Below are 26,132 nucleotides of genomic sequence, written 5' to 3'. Positions count from 1 at the left end.
AAGTTAAGTTGTTTAAAAACAATGACCCACATAATGTCTACATTTAAAATCAAACACCTAAAAAAATCGCACCCATGTCGGAAACATGCGTGCGATTAACTTAAGTCAATAATCACTGTGGCCACATGGCCACTGCCGTGCATTACGAGCCGATGATGCCGCCATCGAGCTTTTGAATCACCACCGTAGCCGAGCGAGGGCGGCCACCGCTCGCGCCTTCTGGCCAACTGGAAATGCCTTTAGGGTTAAGGTGATCCGACGGGCCATCTGCTGGCTCACCCGGGTGCTGAATATTGATGAACAAGGTCCGGTTATCGGGCGTAAAGGCAATGCCCGTCACTTCTGCACCGTTCGGCCCAGTTAAAAAGCGCTTAAACTCTCCGGTTTCTGGCACCACCGCCAACATTTGGTTATTGCCCATGCCGGCATAGTCTTTGAGGTTTAAGGTTGAGGAAGACACGTCGGTTTGCACCCACAATACGCCGCGGTGATCGAAGCTTAGACCATCAGGGCTGCCAAAGGCATCGCCTAAATGATTGCCCTTATGCTCGGCTTTTTGCGCAAACGGACTGCCGCCTAAGGCCAAAATATCCCATTTAAAGCTCAGCTGCGCCACGTTGGCTTGGTCTTCCTGCCAATGAATGATGTGGCCAAACAGGTTATTCACCCGTGGATTGGCCGCATCGGCGCCAGGTTTGCCTTCTTTACCGCGGTCGTTATTATTGGTCAGGGTGCAGTACACGCTACCAGGGCGATTTGGGTCCACCGCAATCCACTCGGGGCGATCCATTTTAGTGGCGCCCACTAGGTCGGCGGCGCGGCGCGTATTAATCAACACCTCGCCCTGATCATTAAAGCCGTTGGCGCTGGTCAATGGGCCTTGGCCGAACACTAAAGGCAGCCAGCTACCTGAACCATCTTCGTTAAACTTGGCCACGTATAAAGTCCCCTCTTCCAACAGGCGCATATTGGCGGCGCGGTTGCTGGGTTGGTACACCTTGGCGCTGACAAACTTATAAATGTACTCAAACTTCTGATCGTCGCCCATATACACCACCACGCGCCCATCTGGTGCCACCGCCATGGTGGCGCCTTCATGCTTGATGCGGCCTAAAGCAGTGTGTTTCACCGGCGTGGACTTAGGATTAAACGGATCAATCTCGACCACCCAGCCAAAACGATTCGGCTCGTTTGGGTTTTTCAATACGTCAAAGCGCTCATCCACTTCCGACCAGCGGTAGCCACTGTCTTTAGTGGCGATGCCATAGCGTTTTTCCAAGGGCGTCATGTCACCGCTGGCCTTCACAAAAATATCTGACCAGTTTTCTTCACAGGTTAAGTACGTCCCCCACGGGGTTTGGCCATTGGCGCAGTTTTGCATGGTGCCCAACACCTTCTCACCGCGCTTGTCTGCCGCAGTACGCATTAAAGGGTGGCCTTTGGCCGGGCCGCTTAAATTCATGGGCGTGGCGGGGGTAATGCGGCGCGCGTAGCGCGAATTCGGCACGATGCGCCACTGGCCATTGCCTTTTTGCACTTCCACCACCGACACCCCCATGGCGTTCTGTGATTTACGCGCCTTATTCAAATCCCAACGAGCCTCGCCGTCTGGATACAACAGGCCCAAATCGACGTATTCATGATTCATGGCCAACAAGCCATGCTCGGCGCTGTCGCCGCCTAGAGGCAAGGAAAAGTAAGACATGCCGTCATGATTCATGCCAGCCTGAGCAGCCTGCTCTAGCGTGGTATTGCTGCCGTCTGGCTTAAACGCCGGCATATAGCCTGGCAAACCAACAGGATCGCCCCAGCGATAAAACGCTTGAGCGCGATAACCTTCGGGCACCACCACCGTGTCTTCGGCCGAGAATGGCACCGGTTTAAAGCCAAGGCTGGGTACGCCATGGCCGCCTACCGCACTTTGACCACCTAGCTGTTGCGCCAATACCTGAGGCACATAAGCACTCAGGCCTAAGGCACCGCTGGCCTGTAGCATATGGCGACGCGACAAACGGGTTTGCCAAACGGTGGAAAAGACCGAGTTAGTCGTGTCGTTGCTGACTTGGTCTGCCGACACGTGTTTTAACGATGAATTTTTAATGCGTGACATGCCCACTACTCCCAAAAGATAAAGCCGAATAATGGGCATAGCCTAAACGCTAATTGTGACAAAACCATCTCAATTTGATGACGGTTTTGTGACACTCTTCAGCGGCATAAAAATAGCCGCCCATTAAGGGCGGCCATTCATAAAATAATCACGTGCGTTTACAGCTGTGATTCAAGCGGCAACCAGCTGATGATGGTCGCCGTCCAACGCTGCCACCAGCGTGATTCCGGCTCTTTGTCCCACTCTTTTGGCTCTTGGCCATCGCTGTCGTCCTGCCAGCGCAGCTTACCTTCAGGGGCGCTCACGGCATAGCTGGCATTGGGGCTGGTGAGCTTGGCGAACTCCTGCTCCAGCAGCTTCACCATGGTCGGCTCGGTAAAGATCACCCCCATTTCGGTATTCCAAATCGCCGAACGGGGATCAAAGTTAAACGAACCGACAAAACCCACCTGATGATCGACCACGAAAGCTTTCGTGTGTAGGCTGGCGCCGCTAGACCCGAATAGATTTTTGCGCGGCCGATCGGCAAACGGCTTCAGCTCAAACAGCTTCACGCCTTGAGCCAGCAGCGGCAATCGATACGGTGCATAGCCCCCGTGTACGGCCAACACGTCGGTGGCGGCTAGGGAATTGGTCAAGACGCTGACGGCGACGCCACGGGTGCTGAGCTGTTCAAACATATTCACGCCCGCCTGGCTGGGTACAAAATACGGCGAAATGATTTTTAAATCTTCACGTGCACGCCCCCACTCGGCTAAGAGCGTACCCAAAAGCCAGCGCTCGCGGTCTTCGCCTTTGGCCTTACCAACGGGGTCAGAGACCACGCGTACGTGCTCTGTCCAATACACCGGCGTTTGGCCTTGAAACAAAGTGTGTACGCTTTTTGCTTGGCGCAGTTCTTGTATATAGGGCAAGGCTTCCAATCCTTGCGCCTGCTTGGCCACTTCGGTACGCAGCTTAAGTAAGGCATTTTCCGGCGCCGTCACCAAAGCCGACAGCGGAATCACTGCATCGCTGTTCCAATACTCATCAAAGATGGCTGAAGCTTCGGCAACGGCTTTGCCACCGACTAAGATGTCCATGTCGAAAAAATTAATGTGGGGAGAGGCGTCAAAATATTCGTCGCCAATATTGCGTCCACCCACGATGGCCACTTGATTGTCGGCAATCCATGCCTTATTGTGCATGCGTCGATTGGCGCTCAAGACCCTCAAGGCCAGCTCCATGCCACGCTTAAAGCCAGTGTCACGCGCACGCGTAGGGTTAAAGATGCGGATGCTGATATTGGGATGGCGAGTTAAGGCGCTGAGCATGCTGCTGCGGTTATGGGTGGTGATGTCGTCCAACAGTAAGCGCACCCGAACGCCGCGATCGGCCGCGGCCAATAGTTCTTGGCCCAACAGTTTACCGGTGAGGTCGTCGTGCCAAATATAATACTGTAAATCCAGGCTTCGGCCCGCCTCACGGGCACTTAAGGCGCGCACCGCGAACGCATCGAGATTGTCTTGCAGCATCACCAGACCACTTTGGCCTGGATGGGCCGCGATCAAGGGCTGTAGTGCCTTGTCCAGGGTGGTCAGCGCCTGCTCATCCATAGATAAAACGTGGCTGGGCTCGCCCTTAACCTGCTTGGCGAACACCCCATACCCGTAAACAGACAGCAACGAGGCCAGAATAAAGACGATGATAAACAGAATAACGTAGCTCAATTTTTTCTTCATTGTTCCTAACGTTCAGGCCTTAAAAAGGCCAGAATAGACATGAGGTAAGGAGAGGCGGCCCACACCGACATTGAGGGCTGGGCGGCGCCAGAATCAGACTGCCTCTAGAGTAGTCTATTGTCCTGTAAAAAACAAATAGCGCAACGCAGCCATAGAAAAAGCCACTCAGTAATCTGAGTGGCTTTTTCTATGTTCTGGTGGGTCGTGATGGATTCGAACCATCGACCAACGGATTAAAAGTCCGCTGCTCTACCAGCTGAGCTAACGACCCTTGCTCATCAAGAGAAAGCGAATTCTATAGGTCTCGATTCGACTTGTCAACAAAAAGATACACTTTTTTTTACATCTTTTTTGAATCAAAAAAAAATTTACTTATTTTTAAATCAAACTCTAAAAATATAGCTGGCCTGACTGAGCGCAAAATACGCCATCGGCCTATTTAACTCCAGCAAAACCAGACGGTTATTCCCTCAGCATCTACGCCTCAGGCGGCTCGGGCTGGGCTATTTTACTCTGGGCACGCCACATAAATAGACGTCGTTTATTTTTTTCGTAGGACCTTTAAAGTCAAGCTTTGAGCAAAAGTCAGAAAAACCTATCTTAACAGGCATCTAAATTCGCTAAATTTGCCTATTTAGCATAAGATAGGGGGGTCCAAGTGGCGGTTAATGTGGCTTTTGTGTAGAAAAAGTTTATAATTCTTCTATGCCCTAATTCACACATTATCCAATGTCCATTGGGCAGTTCGTTAATTCAACTAAAGGAATGTGCATCATGAAAAAAATCTTGGCTACCGCATTGTTCGCATTGGCATTAACTGCTTGTTCACAAGCTGACAAAACTGCAGAAGAAGCTGCTCCTGAAGCTGTAGAAGCAACTGAAGTTGCACCTGAAGCAACTGAAACTGGCGCTGAAGCTACTCAAGCAACTGAAGAAGCTGTAGAAGCAACTGAAGCTGCCGTTGACGCAAATGCAGAAGCTGCTAAAACTGAAGCGCAAAACACCGTTGATGCTGCTAAAGAAGCCGCCAGCAATGCCGTTGATTCTGTTAAAGATGCCGCTGACTCTGCTAAAGAGTCAATCGACGCGACTGCTGACAAAGCAAAAGACGCTCTTTCTAAGTAATTAGCGTACGCGCCCAATAAAATACCCTCTCACGAGGGTATTTTTATGTCTGCCGTTTACGCCTCACTCAAGGCTTTGGCCGCACACACCGCCGATGCCCAGGCCCATTGAAAATTATAGCCTCCGAGCCACCCGGTCACGTCCACCACTTCCCCAATAAAATATAGGCCTGGCTGGCGCTTACTGGCCATGGTTTTTGGTGACAGTTCGCGTACCGACACACCGCCGCGCGTCACTTCTGCCTTTTTATGGCCATCGTTGCCGCTAGGCAACAGCGTCCATGCGTTGAGGCTCTGGCCCAAGGCCTGCAAGACCTGATTGGGCACATCGGCCCACTTATGCTTGCCGTAGGCCACATAGTCGGGGCTGGCCAGCCAGTGCTGGATCAGGCGCTTAGGCAGCTGTGGAGCCAATTGCGTCACAGCGGTGTCTAGCTGAATTTTCTGGCCGTGCTTGTGCGCGCACAAGGCCTCGGCCATGGCCACGCCAGGGCATAAGTCAATGGCGATCGGCTGTCCTTTATGCCAATAGCTGGAAATTTGCAAAATGGCCGGGCCGCTGAGGCCTTTGTGTCGAAACAGCAAATCCTCGGCAAACGTGATTCTTTGCTTTCCCTCTTGGGTACTGATTTCTACCGGCAGGGACACGCCCGCTAAATCATGTAAGCCTTGCGCCTCCCAACCCTCAAAACGCAGCGGTACCAAAGCGGCTTCGGGCGTCACCACGGTGTGGCCAAACTGCTTGGCCAACTCATAGCCCAAGCCCGTGGCACCGATGGCTGGTACGGCCAGACCGCCGGTGGCCACCACCACAAAGCGGCTATGCCACAGGCCTTTACTGGTGCTGACGGCAAAACGCATCGCCCCGCCCTCTGGCAGCGCCGTGACGCTGTCGATGCTGCATTCAGTTTGCCACATCACCCCACCTTGAGCGCACTCAGCCTGTAGCACGGCCACGACCTGCTGAGCAGATTCATCGCAAAACCATTGGCCTTTATGCTTTTCATGGGTGGCCACACCATGCTGAGCCAACAGCGCCTGAAACGCCGCGGCAGGATATTGAGCCAAGGCGTGGCGCACAAATCGTGGCTGCTCGGACACAAAATAGGCTGAGCCATCGTGGCCATCGAGGTGATCGTTGGTAAAATTACAGCGGCCACCGCCTGAGATGCGGATTTTTTCGCCAATTTTTTTGGCGTGGTCCAGCAGCAGCACCGACAGACCTTTTTGCCCCGCCTGAGCCGCACACATCATCCCCGCCGCACCAGCGCCCAACACCACCACATCAACTTGATTCACCGCAACCGACCTCATCCACGCTCAAAACGCTCATTATAAACATGATTCAAGAAAACCCATAAAAAAACGGATCGAGTAGGCCTCGATCCGCTTCGTACTTGAGAAACCCCTTAACGATAGGTCAGCTTAGCCTTGGCGCTCACGCGCGTGCCTGCCGTACCGGCCACGATGGCCTCAATATCGGCCAAAGAGCCAATCACCGCATCGTTACCGCTGTTTTCCACAAACTCACAGGCGGCCAACACTTTCGGGCCCATAGAGCCGGCGGCAAAATCCATGCCTTTCAATTCAGCAGGGCTGACGGTGGCAATGGCTTTCTCGGTAGGCTTACCCCAATCCAAGAATACGCCGCTCACGTCGGTCGCAATCAAGAATAGGTCGGCCTTCACTTCACTGGCCAAGAGCGATGAGCAGAGGTCTTTGTCGATCACCGCTTCCACGCCCTGCAACAAGCCTTTAGGATCGCGGTAGGTTGGAATCCCACCGCCGCCGGCGCAAATCACCACACAGCCTTGCTCTACCAGCCATTTAATCGGCTTGATGTTGACGATGGCTTTCGGCCGCGGGCTGGCCACGACTTGGCGATACTTGTCGCCATCGGGGGCAATGTGCCAACCGCGTTCTGCCGCCAATTTTTCGGCCACGGCCTGTTCGTAAACCGGCCCAATCGGCTTGGTCGGATTCAAGAAGGCAGGATCTTCACGATCAACCTCAACCTGGGTCAATAGCGTCGAAAACAGCACGTCTTTGCTGACCAGGTTGCCTAATTCTTGCTCGATCATGTAGCCAATCATCCCCTGCGACTCCGCCCCTAAAACGTCTAGCGGATAGCTGGGCACTTCTTTATAGGCCGCATTCTGTAAAGCCAATAAACCCACCTGTGGGCCATTACCGTGGGCCACCACCACTTGGTTGCCGGCCATTACGCTGGCAATTTGCTTGGCGGCAATGCGGATATTTTGGCGCTGATTGTCTGCGGTTAGCGGCTCGCCTCGGCGCAACATGGCGTTGCCGCCCAATGCAATCACGATTCTCATTTAGCATCCTTTCGCGGTTAAAAAAAGCATATTGTCGCCAATATGCTTTTGATCACGAGGTTAAGTTAAACTGGCGTACATCACCGCTTTAATGGTGTGCATCCGGTTTTCAGCTTGTTCAAAAGCCAAGTTAGCAGGAGACTCAAACACGTCTTCAGTCACTTCAATCCCGTTTTTCAATTTAGGATATTTAGCGGCCACTTCTTTACCCACTTTGGTTTCGCTGTTGTGGAAGGCAGGCAGACAGTGCATGAATTTAACGCGTGGATTGTTGGCCGCGGCCATCAACTTGGCGTTCACTTGGTAAGGCAACAATTCTTTAATGCGCTCGCCCCAAGCTTCAACGGGTTCACCCATAGACACCCACACGTCGGTGTGGATAAAGTCCACGCCATCCACGGCTTTTTTCGGATCTTCCGTAATGGTGATGCGCGCACCTGATTCTTTGGCAAAGCCTTCACACATTTTGATCAATTCTTTTGACGGCCAGCGCGATTTAGGCGCGCCAATGCGCACGTCCATGCCCAGTTTGGCGCCAATTAACAATAAAGAGTTACCCATATTGTTACAAGCATCGCCTACATAAGCGTATTTGATTTTGTGTAAGGGCTGGTCGCTGTGCTCAATCATGGTCAATACGTCGGCCAACATTTGGGTGGGGTGGAACTCATCGGTCAAACCGTTGAATACAGGCACACCAGCGTATTCGGCCAGCTCATTGACGATGGACTGTGAAAAACCACGGTATTCAATCGCATCGTACATACGGCCCAATACGCGGGCGGTGTCTTTCATGCTTTCTTTGTGGCCAATTTGTGATGAATTAGGATCAATATAGGTCACGTTCGCGCCTTGATCATAAGCGGCAACTTCGAAGGCACAACGGGTACGGGTAGACGTTTTTTCAAAGATCAAGGCAATGTTTTTGCCTTTTAACTTTTGCTGTTCGGTGCCGGCATACTTGGCACGTTTCAAATCGCGAGACAGGTCCAATAAATAGTTAATCTCACGCTCGGTGTGGTTTACCAAGCTCAATAAATGCCTATTTTTCATATTAAAAGCCATAATTCTCTCCCGTTTTCAGCAACCGCCAAGAGGGCCTTCCCCCTTGGCGTATGCCAACAATGTTAATTAGTAGTCAACAGCATCACGAACAATTGGGCAGGTCATGCAGTGACCACCGCCACGGCCGCGACCTAATTCACTGGCACTGATGGTAATCACTTCCACACCGGCTTTGCGTAGCAAAGTGTTGGTATAGGTGTTACGGTCATAAGACACAATCACGCCAGGCTCAAGAGCCACAACGTTATTGCCATCATCCCACTGTTCGCGTTCGGCTGCAAAGCTATTCCCGCCGGTTTCCACCACGCGTAGGCGTTTCAAATTCAAGGCCTCGGCCACGACTTCAACAAAGTGTTTGTTTTCTTTCACCATTGAGAAACCATGTGCATTGTCTTCAGGGCGTAGCGTAAACGCAGTGATTTGATCGACTACTTCAGGGAAGAGGGTCACCAAGTCACGGTCACAGAAGGTGAACACGGTGTCTAAGTGCATGGCGGCACGAGATTTAGGCATACCGGCAATGATCACTTTTTGCGCAGCGCCCTTGGCGAAGAGCGATTTAGCCACTTGGCCGATGGCTTGGAAAGTGGTCCTTTCGCCCATGCCGATCAACACCACGCCATTACCTACAGGCATCACGTCGCCGCCTTCAAGACGGGCATTGCCGTGGTCTACGTCTGGATCGCCGTACCATACTTCAAATTCAGCACTGGTAAACTCAGGATGGAATTTGTAAATGGCGGTGGTCAATAAGGTTTCTTGACGACGTGCAGGCCAGTACATCGGGTTCAGCGTCACGCCACCGTAAATCCAGCAGGTAGTGTCACGGGTAAACTGCGTATTGGGCAGCGGCGGGAACACAAAGTCTGGATAGCCTAGGGCGGCTTTAAACTGGCCCACGTCGGTTTCAGACAGGCCATCGCCCATTTCTTCTAACACCACGCCACCGATCAAGAATTCGGCTAATTCGCGGCTGCCTTGAGCTTCCAACCAGCCACGTACGTCGGCTACCATGCTTGGGCCAACGGAGTTCGCGGTCACTTTGCGATCCAAAATCCATTTTTTGGCTTCTGGGATGGCTAAGGTCTCATCCAGCAAACGGTGCATGTCCAGCACATCAATGTCGCGTTCACGCATTTTAGTCACGAAGTCGAAATGGTCACGCTTGGCCTGATTCACCCAAATCACGTCATCAAACAATAATTCATCACAGTTATTCGGGGTCAATCTTTGGTGCGCCAAACCTGGGGCACACACCATTACTTTCCTTAATTTACCGACTTCAGAATAAACACCATATTTCTTTTCCATGATAAACACTCCTAGTTAGTTCCTACATTAAGTATTCAATTAAATCGTTAAACTGCCTTGGATCAACTGTACTGCAGCGATGATGGCGCTCAGCAATACAGCGGCAAAAATGACTTTTTCAATCGTTGTAAACACAGGCTTATTGGCTTCTCGCTTAGCTTTAATAAAGAGCAATGCGCCCGGTGCATACAGTAAGGTAGACAACAAGATGTATTTCAAACCACCTGCGTACAGCAACCAAATGGCGTAGATCACTGCGATCACCGCGATCACCACGTCTTTATTCCATGAGGCTTTCTCGGTTTCGTAGGTTTCTTTTTTCACACACAACAGCAAAGCATAAGCAGCAGACCACAGGTAGGGCACCAACACCATTGAGGTGGCCAGTTTAATCAACGATAGATAGGTACTGCCAGAGAACAAGGTGATGATTAAGAACACCTGTACTGCGGCATTACTCAACCATAGCCCGTTGGCAGGCACGTCGTTTTTATTCACTTTACCCAAGAAGGCTGGCATGGTTTTGTCGCTGGCGGCGGTGTAGAGAATCTCGGCGCACAGAAGCACCCAAGACAGTAGCGCACCCAAAAGTGACACACACACGCCCACACTGATCAAGATACCGCCCCAAGGGCCTACGGCATGCTCTAACACGGCGCCCAAAGAAGGCGACTGCAAGCCAGCCAATTGCGCTTGGCTCATGATGCCTAAAGACAAGACGTTGACTAACACTAAGAGCGACAACACCCCTAAGAAGCCCAAGACGGTGGCTTTACCTACGTCAGAACGTTTACGGGCGCGGCCAGAGAAAATACTGGCGCCTTCAATCCCAATAAACACCCATGCGGTCACCATCATCATGTTTTTAACCTGCGTCATGACGCTGCCCAGCTCAGGATTGCCTACGGCCCAGATGTCGGCGGTGAAAATTTCTAGTTTGAACGCCAGGAACCCGGCGATGATGAAAATGACCAGCGGTGCCAATTTGGCCACGGTCACGATGCTGTTAATAAAAGTGGCTTCCTTAACGCCTCGTAAGATCATGAAGTGCATGACCCACAAAAGCACGGAAGCCCCAATAATGGCCGCTAAACCGACCGTCCTGACCCCGGTTTCGGGATCGACCTGCAATAAGCTTGGGAAGAAATAACCCAAAGTAGTAAACAACAGCACCATATAGCTGACGTTACCCAGCCATGCGCTCATCCAATAACCCCAGGCTGATGAGAAACCCATGTAATCGCCAAAACCTTGTTTGGCATAAATATACACACCGCCATCTAAATCGGGCTTACGGTTGGCCAAGGTTTGGAACACAAACGCCAAGGTCAACATCCCGACACCCGTAATGGCCCAACCAATTAAGGTTGCCCCAACGCCAGCACTCTCGCTGACGTTTTGTGGAAGGTCGAAAATACCGCCCCCCACCATGGAACCGACCACCAAGGCGGCCAGTGCACCCAGTCCTAATTTTGTCGCTTTATCACTCATGATGCCGCTCCTTCTTAGCTAAGTTTCAGTATTTTCCATACATCCAAAATAATACTTAACACATCTCCTGACAAGTATAAGCACGCGCTTATTTGCGCCAAATCAACAGATAATCTCATTAAAAAGCTAGGTAAAAGGCACTATATTCCAAAAAATAAAATACTATTGGAACATTACCCCCAATAGATTGCCTCTATTCTGGCTCAGCGCCCGCTATGAGCGGGCTACTAATCAAATATTTAAAATAAGTAGTTTATATACATATAACATACTAGTATGAGAATAAATACTCTGGTACCTAAAAAAAAGCGCCTTAAAACGCTGAATGGCCGCTGCATCCACTCACTAAGGCAAAATAAAGACCTGATTAATCATCACCAGCGCCGCCGCTTAAGGCGCAATGCTTGCTATAACATGTTCTTTAATCTCAATGACATAAACAAGGTAGCCGTATGAAAAACGCAACACTTTCTCATTTAAGCCAGAGGCCTAAATAAAAAAAAGCGTAAAAAAATGATTTCACTCATTTTTTTACGCCAAAGTTCCCAACACACATCAAACCTATATCGAAAAACCGCCTAGCTTTGTCTGTAGATAAGCGTCTATGCCTTCCTGACCACCCTCTCGACCCAAACCGCTCTCGTTCATCCCGCCAAAAGGCGCGGCCGCGGCCGTCGGATTAATGTCATTGATGCCGATGATCCCAAAATTTAAATCTTCAAAAGCGTGTAAGGCCGTCTCCAGCCTATGAGTGTAGATATAGGCCGCCAGACCATATTCGGTGTCGTTGGCCATCTCAATCACGTCGTCTTCATCATCAAATGCAATGATCGCCGCCACAGGGCCAAAGGTTTCTTCTCGGTAGATCAGCATGTCTGGAGTGACGTTGGTCAGCACGGTGGGCGCATAATAATGCCCTTGGGCCAGCGCGCCTTCTGTCAACGCTTCTCCGCCTAAAAGCACGGTGGCGCCCTTGGCTTGGGCATCAGCCACCTGGGCCGCTACTTTGGCTACAGCTGCGGCGCTGACCAAAGGCCCAATGCTGACGCCGTCCTCTAGACCATTGCCCGCCTTCAGCTGGCGCACGCGCTGAATCAAAGTGGCCACAAAGGCATCCAGCAAGCTGCGGTGCACAAACACGCGGTTAGGGCTGATGCAGGCTTGGCCAGTATTTAAAAACTTCACCAAGGCCAAGCCTTTAGCAGCATGTACAGGATCGGCATCGGCGCACACAATAAACGGCGCGTGGCCACCTAATTCCATCGACACGCTTTTGACCTGCTCTGCCGCCTTAGCCGCAATGGCCTTACCCACTTCAGTCGAACCAGTGAAGGTGACTTTCTTCACCTTAGGATGGCTCAGCAGAACCTCACCAACCAATGCTGGCTGACTACTGTTGACCACGTTGACCACGCCAGTGGGCAGACCCGCTTCGATCAAAATCTCCACCACGGCACGCGCGCACAGCGGGGTTTCTTCAGCCGGCTTTAACACCACGGTACAGCCTGCCGCCAAAGCCGGCGCCAGCTTACGGGTGATCATAGAAATGGGGTAGTTCCACGGCGTAATCGCCACCACCACGCCCACAGCCTGCTTAAGGGTCATAAAACGCTGATCCGCGTGCGCAGAAGGAATCACTGCGCCATACACGCGCTTGGCCTCTTCCGCAAACCACAGCAAGAAGTCGGCCGCATACTGCACTTCATTACGCGCCGCCTTCAGCGGTTTGCCCTGCTCGGCCGTCATCAGCTGAGCCAAGGCTTCTTTTTTAGCCAACATCAGCTCATAGGCGCGGTACAGTACTTGAGCGCGCGCATAGGCCGTTTGCTTAGACCAGCTTTTAAACGCCGTCTGGGCGGCCGCAATGGCAGCAGTCGCGTCGTCAACGCTGGCGTCAGCCACCGTATCCAATAGCGCCCCGGTCGCTGGGTTATACACATTAAAGGTGGCGCCGCTGCTGGCGGCGCGCCATTCGTGATCAATCAACAACATACACGTTTCTCCTGATTTTTTAATTTTTGGCGGGTACATTGGGCAAACGTTTGAATCGCCTGCGCACAGGCCAAAGGCGCCTCTAGAATGGCGTGGTGGCCCACGCCAAACAGAATGTGATTCTCCGTGGGGCAATAAGCATGACTTAAAGCCACCGCGGCATTTTCAGGCAAGAGCCGATCTTCTGCACCAGAAATGGCCAGTACAGGCACCTTCAGCGACGCTAAATCTTGCTTGCCGCTGCGGTGCTCAGCACAGACCTGTAGATCGGCTGCCCACACCTCTGGCGCCGTCGCCTGCCACGCCGCCCGTTCCTGTGCCAACAGCGCGGTACACGCACTCTTGGCATAGGCTGCGTCAAACACCCTATCAGGACAACCCCGCGCCGACAAGCTTTGCCACACATCCTCGGCTACGGGTAGTTCATAAAAACTCGACGCCAGCACCACACCTTTAATCTGCGGTTCACGCGCCGCCAATGCCAAAGCCACTAGCCCGCCCATGGCGTGGCCGACCACAATGGTATTGGCCTTGATTTTGTCTTGTAGCCAGACGGCCATTTCTTCAATGCTGTGGCACAGCCCTTCGGCGCTGTCGCCGTGCCCGGGCAAGTCGATAAAGTCGGCGTCACAGCCTTTAAAATAGGGCGCAACCGCACGCCACTTGTCTTTGCTGCCGCCAGCACCATGGATGAATAATAAATTCATGTCTGTTCTCCTACCCGCTTGTATGGGCGTCTATTACTGGCCTAAGGCTGCCTGTTTGAGGCTTTGGGCCAGTACAAATTTTTGTAATTTACCACTGGTGGTCTTCGGTAAGTCGTCCACAAAATAATAATGTCGAGGCCGTTTGTATTTGGCCAAGCGTTCGCCTTCTAATAAAAAAGCATCCAGCTTCAGCGCATCTAACTGTGCCTCTGGCTTCACCACCACAAAGGCTGCCACGGTCTGGCCCCATACCTCATCTGGCTGAGCCACCACGGCCACGTCCAACACGCCAGCGTGCGTCAGTAAGCAATCTTCCACTTCGCGCGGATAAATGTTTTCGGCGCCTGAATTAATCATGTAGTCCATGCGGTCGCTGATCCACACATAGCCATCGGCGTCGCAGCGCCCCACATCGCCCGTGTGGTACCAGCCATAGGCCAAGGCCTTTTCGGTGGCCTCTGGACGATTGTGGTAGCCGGCCATCATGCACGGGCCGCGCACCACAATCTCGCCCACTTCATCTACGCCGCACTCATCGTCGGGATGAGAGGGGCTGCCGTCTTCCTGAATCCGCACCACTTTGATTTCATGCGTCAGCGTGGCCTTACCGGCTGAACCTGCATGGCTCAGCTGCTCATCCGCATACAGCACGCTCATCACTGGGCCCATTTCGGTGGTGCCAAACATCTGCACCAGCTCGGCGTTGGTCTGCTCGCTAAAGCGTTTAATCAACACCGGTGCCATAGACGCCCCGCCGTAGCCCAATAAACGTAAAGACGATAGGTCAAAGCGGGCAAACTGCGGATGGTTCAATAAGTAATTCACCATCGTCGGCGCCGCAAACACATGGGTCACGCCCGCGGTTTCAATCGTGCGCAACACCTCTTCAGCATCGAACTGGCGCAAGATGATGTTGGTGGCGCCCACATGTACCCGAGGCAAAAATGAGGTGTGAAGTTCCGCAATATGGTTTAAAGGCGCCACAGAAAGACCAACGTCATTCTTGTTTAAGCCCATGCACTGCATCATGATGAAGTTGTGGTGTACCTTGCTGTGGTGATTGTGCACCACGCCTTTGGGGCGACCCGTCGTGCCGCTGGTATACAGCATGATGTAGGGGTCGGCGTCCGCCACGACCACCGCGGGCGCGTGAACAGCGTCATTGGCCAGCAGATCATAAAACGACAGCGTACCGGCCAAGCCTTGTTCGTCAATGTCGATGTAGTGAGCCACGCCCGCGCCAGCCGCGCGCACCGCATCCACCACCGGCGTCGTGTCGCGCTCAAACAGCAAGACCTGAGTGTCTGCATCGCTCAAAATATAGCCCAGCTCATTGGCCGTGAGGCGATAATTAATCGGGTTGTACACCGCGCCAATCTTCGCCGCCGCGAACAACGCCACCGTGAATTCGCTGGAGTTGTATAAAAAAGCCGAAATCACGTCGCCTTTTTTAACGCCCAAGGCCAACAATGAATGCGCCAAGCGATTCACCTGTTCGTTCCACTCGCGAAACGTCCAACGATGGCCTTTGGCCTCATACACCAAGCCTAGCTTATTGGGGAAATTATGGGCTGCCCAATCCAGCACTGATCCTACTGTCGCCATGTCTTTTTACCTTTGCGGGTTTTGCCTTCATTGCTGAACGCACCCGTTGTTATGTTGTGGTCTATCGACCTTATGTGTTGGGGTTCTTAATCGTGGCAGGCGGTTCGTGCGGCGTCTGGGCGGGCATAAAAAAGGCCCGCTTCTAGACAGAAGAGGGCTGAGGTGGTGCGATGCCTCTCCTTATCTTTCAGGCCTTGTGGGCCTGTTGGATTTAGCACAGTACTTTGTTGGGCAAAGTCTGCTGCCGAGGCTTCAAAGGGCCATTCCCTCCACCTCTCTTGATAAGAAGCTCGGCCATTCAGACCGAGTTGGCTTTACTTTAATACACGTAAAGACATCTGTCAATCTAGACGTCTATATTGATTAAAAGGTGTGGTTTATGTGTGGTGATCAGGCGCCGAATGACGGTGAGCGTGACGGCTGTGAGCATGGTGGGTAGGCTGCGCTTTACCCACCCTACGCGGCAGTTCAAGCCATATAGCGTAGGATGGGTCGTGACCCACGCGAGATCGTGAACGATACGGCCGAGTCAAAACGGTGACAGGCAACGCTTTACCTACTCACCGCCCTGCTCCACTCTATGGCTGGGCCAATAGACGGCGATTAAAATCTTCGACTTGGCCTGTTTGCAGCCGTAAAAGCATGGTCTTGGTCCAGCTCGACGACAGCCCAGATGCACCCAATAAACGACGGCAGCGGCCCTCGTCAAACGGCTGACCAAAGGCAATGTCGATCGCCTCGGCTACCGACACGGCACTGGTGCGGGCAAACAGCGCTAAGCTGGCGGCGCTGTCGACGCTGCCGGCCGACACCACGCGATACAGCCAGCCGCAGCGACCGCTGGCCTGCATCTGTACCGATAAATCCGCCACGCCAAAATGTTGATTCAGCTTATAACAAGGCGAGCGCGGCTGCGTCACCTGAATCAGAGTTGATCCCCACTGAAACACATCGCCAATAAAGACCGTGTCTTCCATGAAGCCTTCGCTAGACAGGTTCTCCCCAAAGGCCGAGGCCACAAAGCGCTCAGCACGCTCGGGTAAGGCTTGGCGCCAATAGGCGTAATGTTCCCGCGGATAATGACAGAGCGCGCGATCGGGGCCGCCATGAAAGCGCTTTTCGGCCTGTTCGTCTTCGGCTAGACCTAAAGCGGTTAAGGTCAGCACGCCGCTGGCGCGCTGTTTGACGATGGCGCTGGGGTCGATGCCCTGATCAGCGTAGTCTTTGATCTTGCCCTGATACACCTGTGGATAACACAACATAGACCATCCTTTTTAATCTGTACCCCAAACTTATTGTGGATAACCGCCACGGTAGCGAATGCGCTGCATCACCTTACCGTCAGCATCTAGCCGCTTAGCAAAGCCTTCGGCCTTACCCTGCTCATAGGGAATGGTGCTTTGCAGTTGACCATTGGGCGAATAGCCCTTCGACAGCCCGTGCGCCAAGCCTGCCTGTAGCGGCGTGTGCGTGCGCAGCTGGCCATCGGTGTAATAAATGTCTAGATACTCATCAAACCGCCCCTGCTTCACCACGGTTTTCAAGCGCGGCTGGCCGTTGTCAAAATAGGCGACATAAGGACCGTCCGGCGTACCTGCTGGCGCGGTGACGATGGTTTGAATGATGACGGGATGGCCACTTTTCGCCGCCATCGCCTGATCCATACGGTCGCGATCATAGGCTGGCGTCAAGCCCATTCTATGCACGGTTTCGACATAGGTCTGCGACAGCTGCGCACAGCCGCCTAGCCCCACTACGCCCAGCAACAACCACGCTGTTTTAATGGCAATATTCATGTTTTGCCCTCCCTGTAGTCAGCCCTATTAGAGCACACCCCTTGATTCAAAAACAGCCCCCAGAAAGGATTCAGGGGGCTGCGATCAATGGCTATAATCTTTCATTTAAAATACGGCTCGGCGGCGTACGCAAAACGGTGCGCAGCACCGGATAGCCCGTCAACCATGCAAAGCCAACGCCGATCAGCGTGCCCCACAGCGGCAGCCACAGATTCACCCGCCACGGCAGCTCGAACAGCCACACCGATACGCCGGTGCCTAGGGCCATCGCCAACAGGCCGCCAACCAGGCCCGCAAAAGCACCCAAGAGCGCCAGCTCCACAATCAAGCCTTGGCGCAGTAATCGATTGCTGGCGCCTAAAGCGCGCATCAGCGCCACGTCAAACAGGCGCTCGTCTTTAGCATTGAGTAAGCTGGTCCAAATCACCATCGCAGTGGCCAATAGGCACAGCAAGAACATGCCGTTAATCGTCGCCGATAGCCGCGCCACGATGCTCTTCACCTCGGCCAAAATCATGCTGATGTCCACAAAGCTGATGTGGGGCATGCTTTTGCTGATGCGCAACAAGGTCCCGCGCAGCTCGTCAGGCACGTAAAAGCTGCTGATGTAGCCAGCAGGCGCCTCTTGGCCCCAAAGTTTAGGGCCAATGACAAAAAAGTTCACCTGAAAGCTGTCCCAGTTCAGGCTACGGGTGCTGGTGATCGGCGCCTCGTAGACGTTACCCGCCACATCAAAGCGCAGCGTATCCCCCAGCTTGAGCTGGAACTGTTTCATTAAGCCCTCTTCCATCGAAAAAGCAGGCTCGCTGCTGTCGGCGGCCCAAAACTGGCCCGACTTAACCGCATTGTGTGCCGGCAGTTCAGACAGCCAAGATAAATTGAACTCGCGATCCAACAGCCGGCGCGTGTCCTCATCGGCGCGTAAGGCCTCATTCGGCGCCTCACCATTGATCGCCACCAATCGCGCTCGGGTTGACGGATACAGCATGGGCACCTTCAAACCGCCAGCGCTGAGCGCCTGCTCAAACTGATCTTGCTCACCTTCCTGTACGCCCAAGACAAAATAATTGGGCGCGTTCGCCGGTACGCTTTGCGCCCAGGCCGCCAATAAATCATCTTTCACCCAAGTGAGGGTCAATAAGGCCAAGATGCTCACGCTCAGCGCCATCATCTGCACCAAGGTCACCTTGGGCCGCCGCGCGAGGCTGGCCAATCCTTGGCGCCAGGCTACCTGACCAAACGTGGGCAGCTTTTTCACCAGCGCAATCAAGCCCAAAGCACAGCCGCCCATCACCGCCGCCACCGCGGCCAAACCGAGCATGAACTGTAGTGACAGCGTCCAATCGCCCATTTGCAGACTGCTACCTAACACCAAGACAGCAATCAGCGCCGCGGCGCTGGCCACCTGGCTCTTGGGTAGGGGCAAATCATCACGCAACACCCGCTGCGCCGAAATGTGTTTCAATGACCAAATATGCGGCAAAATCAATACCCACACCAGCAGCACGCCCACCAGTGGAATCACCCACCATAGCCACCACGGCGCAGCGGCCACGTCACTCAAGTTCAATAACTGCTGCATCTGCGTCAACAATGCCAGATGCAGACCATAGCCCAGCGCCGTCCCGATCACAGACCCGACCAAGCCTAGGCAGGCAAAGCCAAACCAAAACAGGCGGTTGATTTGGCGGCTACTGGCGCCCAAAGCGCGAAAAATCGCCACTTGATGGGTGTGCTGCGCCAAAAAGCGACGGCTGGCCAAGCTCAGGGCCACCACGGCCAGCACCACGCTCAGGCTGGTCGCCAAGCCCAAGAAATTGCCCGAACGGCCAAGCGCCTGCTGAATCTGCGGCCCCGACGATTCGATGTCGTCCATACTGGCCGTCTCTGGCAAAATGGGGGTCAGGGTTTGCTGTAAGCGTTTAATCACCGCCGGTTCGGCGCTGACGAACAGCCGATAGGTGAGGCGGCTGCCCGGCTGCACCAGCCCGGTTTGGGGCAAATCACCAGCATTCATCAAGGCATTAGGTAAAACGCTTAATAGGTTAAAGCCCGAGCCGGCCTCCTCTAGCAACACCGCCCCTACCCGCAGCGTGGCGTCACCCACCACCAGCGTCTCGCCTTCTGCCACGCTCAGCTGCTGCATGAGCCGCTCGGATAGCCAGACCTCACCAGGTGCAGGGCTGTGGCTCACCTTACGCACCGCTTCGCCTTGGCGAATGCGGTGTTCGCCCTTCAGGGGAAAAGCCTCAGGTACCGCATGAATGCTGGCCATGGCAAAGGTGTCTTCCGTAGCCAGCATCGACTGCATTTGGCTGCTGGCCAACACGTTCGGCGTGGCCGCCGCTATCGCCGCCGTCACTTCAGTCGGCAGCGGCTGATTGTTGCGCACCACCAAATCCGCGCCCATCAGCTTACTGGCTTCAGCATGCAGCGTGGCCTCTAAACGCGTCGAAAAAAAGGCCACGCAGCTTGCGGCCGTGACGGCCAAAATCACCGCCACCAACATCACATTAAATGCACCAGAGCGCCATTGGCGTTGGCAAAAACGCCATTCAAACATGGCTGCCCTCCACCACAATCTGATCGCTGTCGGCGGCCAATAAACCTTGCTCGCTCAGCACCAAGGTGCGGTCGCAACGCTCGGCCAAGCGCATGTCGTGGGTCACCAACACCAGCACCGTGCCCTCTTCTTGATTCAGTTCAAACAATAAGTCCATCACCGCCACGGCGGTTTTAGGGTCGAGGCTGCCGGTGGGCTCATCCGCAAACAAAACCTTAGGCTGATTCACAAAGGCGCGCGCAATCGCCACCCGCTGCTGCTCGCCGCCCGACAAATATTTAGGATAATGATGGAGGCGATGGCCTAGGCCTACTCGGGTCAAAATGGCTTTGGCCCGTTCGGCGGCCCCTTTGCCCTTGGCCAGCTCCAGCGGCAGCATCACGTTTTCCAGCGCCGTCAGCGTGGGCATGAGCTGAAAGTTTTGAAACACAAAGCCCACATTATCGAGGCGAACTTTTGCCCGTTGATCCTCATCTAAGCGGTTTAACTCGTGTCCCAATAATGTTACGCTACCTGAAGTGGCGGTTTCCAAACCGGAAATCATCGACAACAGGGTAGACTTACCCGACCCAGACGCCCCCACGATGGCCACCGTCTCTTGCGCCGATACGGCAAAAGACACCTCACGAAAAATGGTGAGCGGCTGACTGAGGTGGTGGACAACTTGAGTCAGCTGAGTCACCGACAACAAAGGATTTAACGCCATAATGACCTTCCTATTACGCATATTAACTGTGGGTTTGTGCCTGGCCCTGCCCGTAAGCACGGTTTCTGCCGCCACCGTATTGGTGATGGGCGACAGCCTGTCGGCAGGCTACGGCATCAAAAAAGAAGCGGGCTGGGTAGCCCTGCTGGCGCAGCAGCTACAGCCCCAGCATAAAATCATCAACGCCAGCATTTCTGGCAACACCACCAAAGACGGCCAAACACGCTTAGCGGCCGCACTGAAACAGCACCAGCCCGATGTGGTGATCATTGCCTTAGGCGGCAATGACGCCCTACGCGGCCTGCCCTTAACGCAAATGCAGACTAATCTGAGCCAAATGGTCAAACAAAGCAAGGCCGCCAAGGCCAAAGTGCTGCTGGTGGGCATGGACATGCCCCCTAACTTTGGCAATGCCTATCGCAAACAGTTCAATGGCGTTTATCAAACCGTAGCCAAAGACACCCAAACGCCGCTGCTGCCGCTATTAGTGGCTGGCTTTGAAACCGACATGAAGGCGTTTCAGGCCGACGGCATTCACCCCAATGCCAGCAAGCAACAAGTGATGATGAACAATGTGTTAAAGCCACTGCGCCCGTTACTGCGCTAAAGCTTTAACGCATTTGGCATCATAGCACACACTCAACCGAAAAAACGGCTAAGACCTTGACGTCATAGCCGTTTTTTATCATCCTCATTTCACCTCAAAGCGCGTTTAGCCAAAAAAAAGGGCGCCGTTAAACACGGCGCCCAGCAATGAGGCAGAGCCTCTATCCACTACCTATTTCTAGGCAATCTCGGGCCCAACAATCTGCCCTTGATTCAGTGTGAGTACGGTGTCGGCCAAGCGCGCGACCTCGTCTCGATTGTGACTCACCAGCAGCACCGTCAGATGATGCTGGCGTTGATACGTTTTTAACCATGCCTGAATGTCTTCGCGTAGCGCCTCATCCTGGGCGCTTAAAGCCTCATCCAAGATCAACACATCAGGCTCAAACGCCAGCGCTCGCGCCAAGGCCACGCGCTGCTTTTGGCCGCCAGAAAGCGCCGCTGAGCGCTTTTTCAACAGCGCCTCCAGCTTAAGTACGCCCACCAGTTCAGTCAGCACGGCGCTGTCTTTGGGCGCGGCAAACGTCATGTTTTGCCAGACGTTCAAATGAGGAAACAGGGCGTAATCCTGTCCCACCATGCCGCAGCGGCGCTTTTGCGGCGGTACAAACGTCGCCCCACCATCGTCCCATAACTGCCCCGCTACGGTTAGATGGCCGCTATCCAACCGCTCAAAGCCTGCGATCAGGCGCAACAGCGTGGTTTTACCTGAGCCAGACGGGCCGACGATGCCGTGGGTTAAGCCGGATGCTAAATCAGTGGTCACCTCAAGGGTAAATTCGGGACGCTGTTTGCGTAAGGCCAGCTCAATCATGGCAACACCTTTAAACTCTGACGACGCAGTAAGTGAATCAATAACACCACGCTGAACGACACGGCACACAGCACGCCGGCGTAAACGTGGGCATCGGCATAATTCAGTAACTCAACCTGATCGTAAATCGCAATCGAGGCCACGCGGGTTTTACCCGGAATATTACCGCCTATCATCATCACCAGACCAAATTCGCCAATGGTATGAGCAAAGGCCATCAAACCACCGGTCAACAGCGCCGGGCGCACCCCCATCAACTCAATGCGAAAAAACGTGTACAGCTTGCTCTTACCAAAGCCGTAAGACACTTCTTTTAAGCCGCTGGGAAACTGACTGAGCGCCGCATACAGCGGGTTAACCATAAACGGCATGCTGGAAATAATCGAACCGACGACCAGACCAGGAAAAGAGAACACCAAGGTAATGTCGAAGTAGGTGGCCAAAAACGCCCCAATGCCGTGTTGAGGGCTCAACAGCAGCAGCAGATAAAAGCCCAATACCGACGGCGGTAAAAACAGCGGCAACGTCACCAAGGTTTCCACCAAGAATTTACCGCGGCTTTTACTGTGGGCCAGCCAGCCCGCAATGGGCACGCCGATGATCAACAAAAAGCACGCTGTGGTGAAGGCCAGCTTAAAGGTCAGCCACAGCGGTGCCCAATCAAATTCACTCATTTATTTTTTCACGTTTGGTTTGCCGTAGCCGTATTTTTTCATGATGTTTTGTGCTTCGGCCGTGGTCAAGAAGTCATAAAACCCCTTACCTTCAGGCTTCAACAACACCACGCTTTGGGCGATCGGGTCATACAAATTAGCTGGAATTTCCACCCATTTACCGCGGTTTTTCATGCCGTCGGCCAACACCACTGATTTAGCCGTAAAGCCGGCATCCACCACGCCCGATTCAATGTATTGACTGGTTTGGCCAATATTGGTGCCCTGTACGATTTGGTTTTTACCTTCAGCGCCTAAGCCTTTAAGCACTTGATTCGCGGCGCGACCATAAGGGGCCGTATCTGGGTTGGCAATGGCCAATTTATGGCCGCCTTTAGCCAAAGCCGCACGCCAGTTATTGACGTCAAACTTTTGCGTGCTCCACAGCACCAGCTGGCCATGAGCGTATTCTTTGGGGGCCTCTAACACCAATTTATCCTTAGCCAACACATCGGGAAAATGGGTATCGGCCGACATGAAGACAGCGTAAGGGGCGCCGTTGCGGATTTGGGTGGTGAATTTACCCGAAGCATTAAAGCTGCCCTTAACCACTTGACCGGTTTTTTTAGTGTACTGTTGGGCCAGTTCGCCAAACACGTATTGAGCATTGCTCGCCACCGCCACAGTAATATCGGCCGCCGCATAAACAGGCAAAGCCATCGCAAATAAAGCGCCTAAAAGCCATTTTTTCATGATTGTAATACCTTTTAAAAGTGGACCATCGTTATGTTTCACTACTGGCGCCTAGGCTAAAGGGTGACGCGAGCTTTGTCTATTCCCCTTTTGGCCTAGTTTGCAGCTGAAATCAGCAAAAGCGCGCGCAAACATGGCAAAATCATGCGAATTCTGCTTAAATAAGGCCATTCTTATTATTTAAAGCACGATCATGGAAGACCACGCGCTGCTACGCTATAGCCGCCATATATTACTCGACGAAATCGGCATCGAAGGCCAAACCCAGTTACAGGCCGCCACCGTGCTGGTGGTCGGCTGTGGTGGTTTAGGCACTTGCGCCATTCCCTTCCTAGCCGGTGCCGGCGTGGGCCACTTAATTTTAGCCGACTTCGACGACGTCGACGACAGCAATTTACAGCGGCAGATTGCCTTCAGCGAAAGCGATGTGGGCACGCCCAAAGTCGAGGCCATGGCCAGACGCGTCAAGGCACTCAATGCCACCACTCGCCTGACCTTACTCAACCAGCGCCTAGACTATGACGCCCTGTGTCACCACATGCAAACAGCAGACGTCGTCTTAGACTGCTGCGACAACTTCAGCACCCGTAAGGCGCTCAACCAAGCCTCGGTCAAAACCCGCACGCCCTTGGTATCCGGCGCCGTGGTGCGCTTTGAAGGTCAGCTCAGCGTCTACGATCCGCGCCAAGACAACAGCCCTTGCTATGCCTGTCTGTTTGACGGCGAAGACGCCAGCGACGGTGCCTGCGCCCTCTTTGGCGTGCTGTCGCCGCTGGTCGGCATCGTGGGCAGCATGCAGGCCGCTGAAGCCTTGAAGCTCATCATGAATATTGGCCAAAGCCCCGTCGGCAAACTGATGCTCTACGACGCCTTGGCCGGTAGCTGGCAAACCCTAGACTTTGCCCCCAATCCCGATTGCCGAGTATGTGCCCCTAAAGCCTAAGGCTGGGCCATTTTAGAAAGACTATTCACATGCCTCCCTTTTTACCGACCCTAGTGCGCCATAGCCTAGTCGCCCTAAGCTGCGCCGTTCTAGCCGCCTGCGGTTCGATACGCTACGAACCGATTAAAACGCTTTCCGAAGCCAATTTTGATGAAGGCTATCGCCTCTACGATTCTATTTTACGCCGCGACGAACTGGCGTTTAATAACCGCACCTCGAATCAGCTATTCATGATCATGACCTTCTCTGGCGGCGGCACCCGAGCAGCGGCACTGGGCTACGGCGTCCTGGAAGAGATGGCACAAAATCAAATCCAACTAGGGGACAAACAAACCACCTTATTTAATGAAGTGGATTTGGTATTCGGCATTTCTGGCGGCGCCATTTTGGCCGCCTACTATGGCCTACACGGGCCCGACACCCTAGGCCACTTTGAAAAAAACTTTTTACGCCAAAACCTCCAGGGCATTTTAAAACGCCAGCTGTTTGCCATCCCCAATCTGTCGCGCCTGTCGTCACCTGAATTTGGCCGCGGCGACCTGTTAGCCGAACAGCTAGATCAGGCCTTATTTAAAGGCAAAACCTATCAAGCCATGATCAGCGAGCGCAAAGGCCCGTTTGCCGTCATCAGCGCCACCGATATGTCCAGCGGCAATCGCCTCGACTTCACCCAAGAAGCCTTTGATTTAATGTGTCTGGATCTGGCCGACATGCCCATCGCGCGCGCCGTCGCCGCCTCAAGCTCCGTACCCTTAGTATTCGCCCCGCTCACCCTCAACAACAACGGGGGCAACTGTAGCTACAAAAACATCCCCGATGTACTGCAACAGCTAGAACAGGCCGTCGAGCAAAAAACCACGCTGTTTCGCGCCCAAACCCGGCGAGAAATGATCCGCGATCTGCGCCAGTACGCCAACAGCGAAAAGCGCCCCTACATCCACTTAGTCGATGGCGGCCTCACCGACAACCTTGGCCTACGCTCTTTATTGGACATGACCAATCTATTTAGCCGTGATTATTTATACGATGTGCTCGATCACGGCACGGCGCAAAAAATCGTCATCATCAACGTCAACGCCCAAAATGAACTTAGCCAACAGGTCGACCAAACCGCCAACATCCCTACCATGGGTCAGGTTTTAAGCGCCTTAGTGAGCATTCCCATCGACAAGTACTCGCAAGAATCAGAGCGCCAGTTCCGCGTTTTGGTAGACACCTTTAAAGAAGAGCAACGGCGCCAGTCTCAGCTTAAAGGGACGGCGCCAGTGGAAATCTACTACATCAGCCTGGGCCTGAAAGACTTACCGAATGAGTATTTACGCCAGCAGGCTTTAAATATCCCGACCAGCCTGTATCTACCCAACGAAGCCATCAACCAGCTCAAGAGCGCCGGCGCCACCTTATTGAATCAATCTGAAGAGTATCAGCGCCTGATGCATGATTTAGGCACGCGACCCAAACGCATTGAGCTGCCCTTGGCCGCACAAATCATGACCAAAGAAGCCGAGGCCGCCGCCCAAGCGGTAGAAGGCACTAAAGCGCCTCAGCCCGAACCCAATGCACCAGCCCCAAACATGCCGGCAGCGGCGATGACACAAGAGCTGTCGGTCAGCGAATGGCTACAGCAAGCAGGCGCCGATGGCGTAAAAAGCCAGATCAGCCCACCCTAGACATGCGCTTTTTTCCTTATCGAAACCAAGCGAACAGCCACAAAAAAGCCCACGTTAAAACGTGGGCTTTTTTTAACAATTGGCTGAAGACAGCGTATTGCTTAGTGTTCGCGGTAGCCAGCAATTAAATAAATGTAGGCGCTCAATAATTTTTTCAACATAGTCA

The 26,132-nt window shown here is 53.4% G+C and carries 21 protein-coding genes, 1 tRNA gene and 1 riboswitch; of the genes, 4 read left to right on the top strand and 18 right to left on the bottom strand.

The features are described 5' to 3' along the window. Positions 1 to 142 precede the first annotated feature (142 nt). From AB8Q18_00600 to AB8Q18_00590, 3 genes are all read right to left on the bottom strand, one after another. Positions 143 to 2,110, bottom strand: coding sequence for a PhoX family phosphatase (locus tag AB8Q18_00600; GenBank protein ID XDZ51586.1), 1,968 nt, complete (start codon positions 2,108 to 2,110; stop codon positions 143 to 145). 158 nt (positions 2,111 to 2,268) lie between these two features. After that, positions 2,269 to 3,831, bottom strand: coding sequence for a phospholipase D family protein (locus tag AB8Q18_00595; GenBank protein XDZ51585.1), 1,563 nt, complete (start codon positions 3,829 to 3,831; stop codon positions 2,269 to 2,271). Positions 3,832 to 4,026: 195 nt separating this feature from the next. Further along, a tRNA-Lys gene (locus AB8Q18_00590) sits at positions 4,027 to 4,102 on the bottom strand. 503 nt (positions 4,103 to 4,605) lie between these two features. On the opposite strand from AB8Q18_00590, the gene AB8Q18_00585 reads away from it, so the two are divergent. Then, on the top strand, positions 4,606 to 4,956 hold the full coding sequence (locus AB8Q18_00585; GenBank protein ID XDZ51584.1) for a lipoprotein: 351 nt from the start codon (positions 4,606 to 4,608) through the stop codon (positions 4,954 to 4,956). A gap of 56 nt (positions 4,957 to 5,012) precedes the next feature. Here the strand turns inward: AB8Q18_00585 and AB8Q18_00580 are convergent, their stop codons facing one another. The 12 genes from AB8Q18_00580 to AB8Q18_00525 form a co-directional block, all read right to left on the bottom strand. Beyond that, positions 5,013 to 6,254 carry an NAD(P)/FAD-dependent oxidoreductase gene (locus AB8Q18_00580; protein XDZ51583.1) on the bottom strand — a complete coding sequence of 414 codons (1,242 nt, stop codon included), beginning with the start codon at positions 6,252 to 6,254 and terminating at the stop codon, positions 5,013 to 5,015. Positions 6,255 to 6,364: 110 nt separating this feature from the next. Further along, a complete protein-coding gene (gene arcC, locus AB8Q18_00575; GenBank protein XDZ51582.1) occupies positions 6,365 to 7,291 on the bottom strand; it encodes a carbamate kinase in 927 nt (308 codons plus the stop codon). Positions 7,292 to 7,351: 60 nt separating this feature from the next. Beyond that, the gene (locus AB8Q18_00570) at positions 7,352 to 8,356 is read right to left on the bottom strand and encodes an ornithine carbamoyltransferase (protein ID XDZ51581.1); all 1,005 of its coding nucleotides are present in this window, start codon (positions 8,354 to 8,356) and stop codon (positions 7,352 to 7,354) included. A 66-nt stretch (positions 8,357 to 8,422) separates the two neighbouring features. Further along, positions 8,423 to 9,667, bottom strand: coding sequence for an arginine deiminase (gene arcA / locus AB8Q18_00565; protein ID XDZ51580.1), 1,245 nt, complete (start codon positions 9,665 to 9,667; stop codon positions 8,423 to 8,425). 39 nt (positions 9,668 to 9,706) lie between these two features. Beyond that, a complete protein-coding gene (arcD, locus tag AB8Q18_00560; protein XDZ51579.1) occupies positions 9,707 to 11,158 on the bottom strand; it encodes an arginine-ornithine antiporter in 1,452 nt (483 codons plus the stop codon). A gap of 561 nt (positions 11,159 to 11,719) precedes the next feature. Further along, on the bottom strand, positions 11,720 to 13,150 hold the full coding sequence (locus AB8Q18_00555; protein XDZ51578.1) for an NAD-dependent succinate-semialdehyde dehydrogenase: 1,431 nt from the start codon (positions 13,148 to 13,150) through the stop codon (positions 11,720 to 11,722). Beyond that, entirely contained in the window at positions 13,141 to 13,857 is a 717-nt protein-coding gene (locus tag AB8Q18_00550; protein XDZ51577.1) for an alpha/beta fold hydrolase, read from the bottom strand. The genes AB8Q18_00555 and AB8Q18_00550 overlap by 10 nt, the downstream gene beginning before the upstream one ends. 33 nt (positions 13,858 to 13,890) lie before the next feature. Continuing rightward, complete coding sequence (locus AB8Q18_00545) at positions 13,891 to 15,462, bottom strand: long-chain-fatty-acid--CoA ligase (protein ID XDZ51576.1); 1,572 nt, start codon at positions 15,460 to 15,462, stop codon at positions 13,891 to 13,893. Between the two features lie 177 nt (positions 15,463 to 15,639). Next, positions 15,640 to 15,750: riboswitch (SAM riboswitch) on the bottom strand. 290 nt (positions 15,751 to 16,040) lie between these two features. After that, positions 16,041 to 16,724, bottom strand: a complete 684-nt coding sequence (gene yiiM, locus AB8Q18_00540; protein XDZ51575.1) for a 6-hydroxyaminopurine reductase — start codon at positions 16,722 to 16,724, stop codon at positions 16,041 to 16,043. Between the two features lie 30 nt (positions 16,725 to 16,754). After that, positions 16,755 to 17,258, bottom strand: coding sequence for a toxin-antitoxin system YwqK family antitoxin (locus tag AB8Q18_00535; protein XDZ51574.1), 504 nt, complete (start codon positions 17,256 to 17,258; stop codon positions 16,755 to 16,757). A 91-nt stretch (positions 17,259 to 17,349) separates the two neighbouring features. Continuing rightward, on the bottom strand, positions 17,350 to 19,821 hold the full coding sequence (locus AB8Q18_00530; GenBank protein XDZ51573.1) for an ABC transporter permease: 2,472 nt from the start codon (positions 19,819 to 19,821) through the stop codon (positions 17,350 to 17,352). Continuing rightward, a complete protein-coding gene (locus AB8Q18_00525; GenBank protein ID XDZ51572.1) occupies positions 19,814 to 20,527 on the bottom strand; it encodes an ABC transporter ATP-binding protein in 714 nt (237 codons plus the stop codon). The genes AB8Q18_00530 and AB8Q18_00525 overlap by 8 nt, the downstream gene beginning before the upstream one ends. 1 nt (position 20,528) lies before the next feature. On the opposite strand from AB8Q18_00525, the gene AB8Q18_00520 reads away from it, so the two are divergent. After that, entirely contained in the window at positions 20,529 to 21,134 is a 606-nt protein-coding gene (locus AB8Q18_00520; GenBank protein ID XDZ51571.1) for an arylesterase, read from the top strand. 177 nt (positions 21,135 to 21,311) lie between these two features. On the opposite strand, the gene AB8Q18_00515 is transcribed toward AB8Q18_00520, so the two are convergent. The 3 genes from AB8Q18_00515 to modA are packed head-to-tail and all read right to left on the bottom strand — an operon-like array spanning position 21,312 to position 23,353. Beyond that, positions 21,312 to 21,947 (bottom strand): ATP-binding cassette domain-containing protein, encoded by a 636-nt coding sequence (locus tag AB8Q18_00515; GenBank protein ID XDZ51570.1) that lies wholly within the window; start codon positions 21,945 to 21,947, stop codon positions 21,312 to 21,314. After that, positions 21,944 to 22,621, bottom strand: coding sequence for a molybdate ABC transporter permease subunit (modB, locus tag AB8Q18_00510; GenBank protein XDZ51569.1), 678 nt, complete (start codon positions 22,619 to 22,621; stop codon positions 21,944 to 21,946). Before modB ends, AB8Q18_00515 begins: the two co-directional genes overlap by 4 nt. Then, a complete protein-coding gene (gene modA, locus AB8Q18_00505) occupies positions 22,622 to 23,353 on the bottom strand; it encodes a molybdate ABC transporter substrate-binding protein (protein XDZ51568.1) in 732 nt (243 codons plus the stop codon). Positions 23,354 to 23,546: 193 nt separating this feature from the next. On the opposite strand from modA, the gene AB8Q18_00500 reads away from it, so the two are divergent. Together AB8Q18_00500 and AB8Q18_00495 are read left to right on the top strand one after the other, a co-directional pair. Then, the gene (locus AB8Q18_00500; GenBank protein XDZ51567.1) at positions 23,547 to 24,296 is read left to right on the top strand and encodes a ThiF family adenylyltransferase; all 750 of its coding nucleotides are present in this window, start codon (positions 23,547 to 23,549) and stop codon (positions 24,294 to 24,296) included. 29 nt (positions 24,297 to 24,325) lie between these two features. Continuing rightward, complete coding sequence (locus AB8Q18_00495; GenBank protein ID XDZ51566.1) at positions 24,326 to 25,966, top strand: patatin-like phospholipase family protein; 1,641 nt, start codon at positions 24,326 to 24,328, stop codon at positions 25,964 to 25,966. Positions 25,967 to 26,132 lie beyond the last annotated feature (166 nt).

Source organism: Neisseriaceae bacterium CLB008 (genome assembly GCA_041228285.1).
Classification (GTDB): Bacteria; Pseudomonadota; Gammaproteobacteria; order Burkholderiales; family Neisseriaceae; genus JAGNPU01.
The sequence above is the reverse complement of the archived record's forward strand: the minus strand, read 5'-3'. Positions and strand labels throughout refer to the sequence as shown.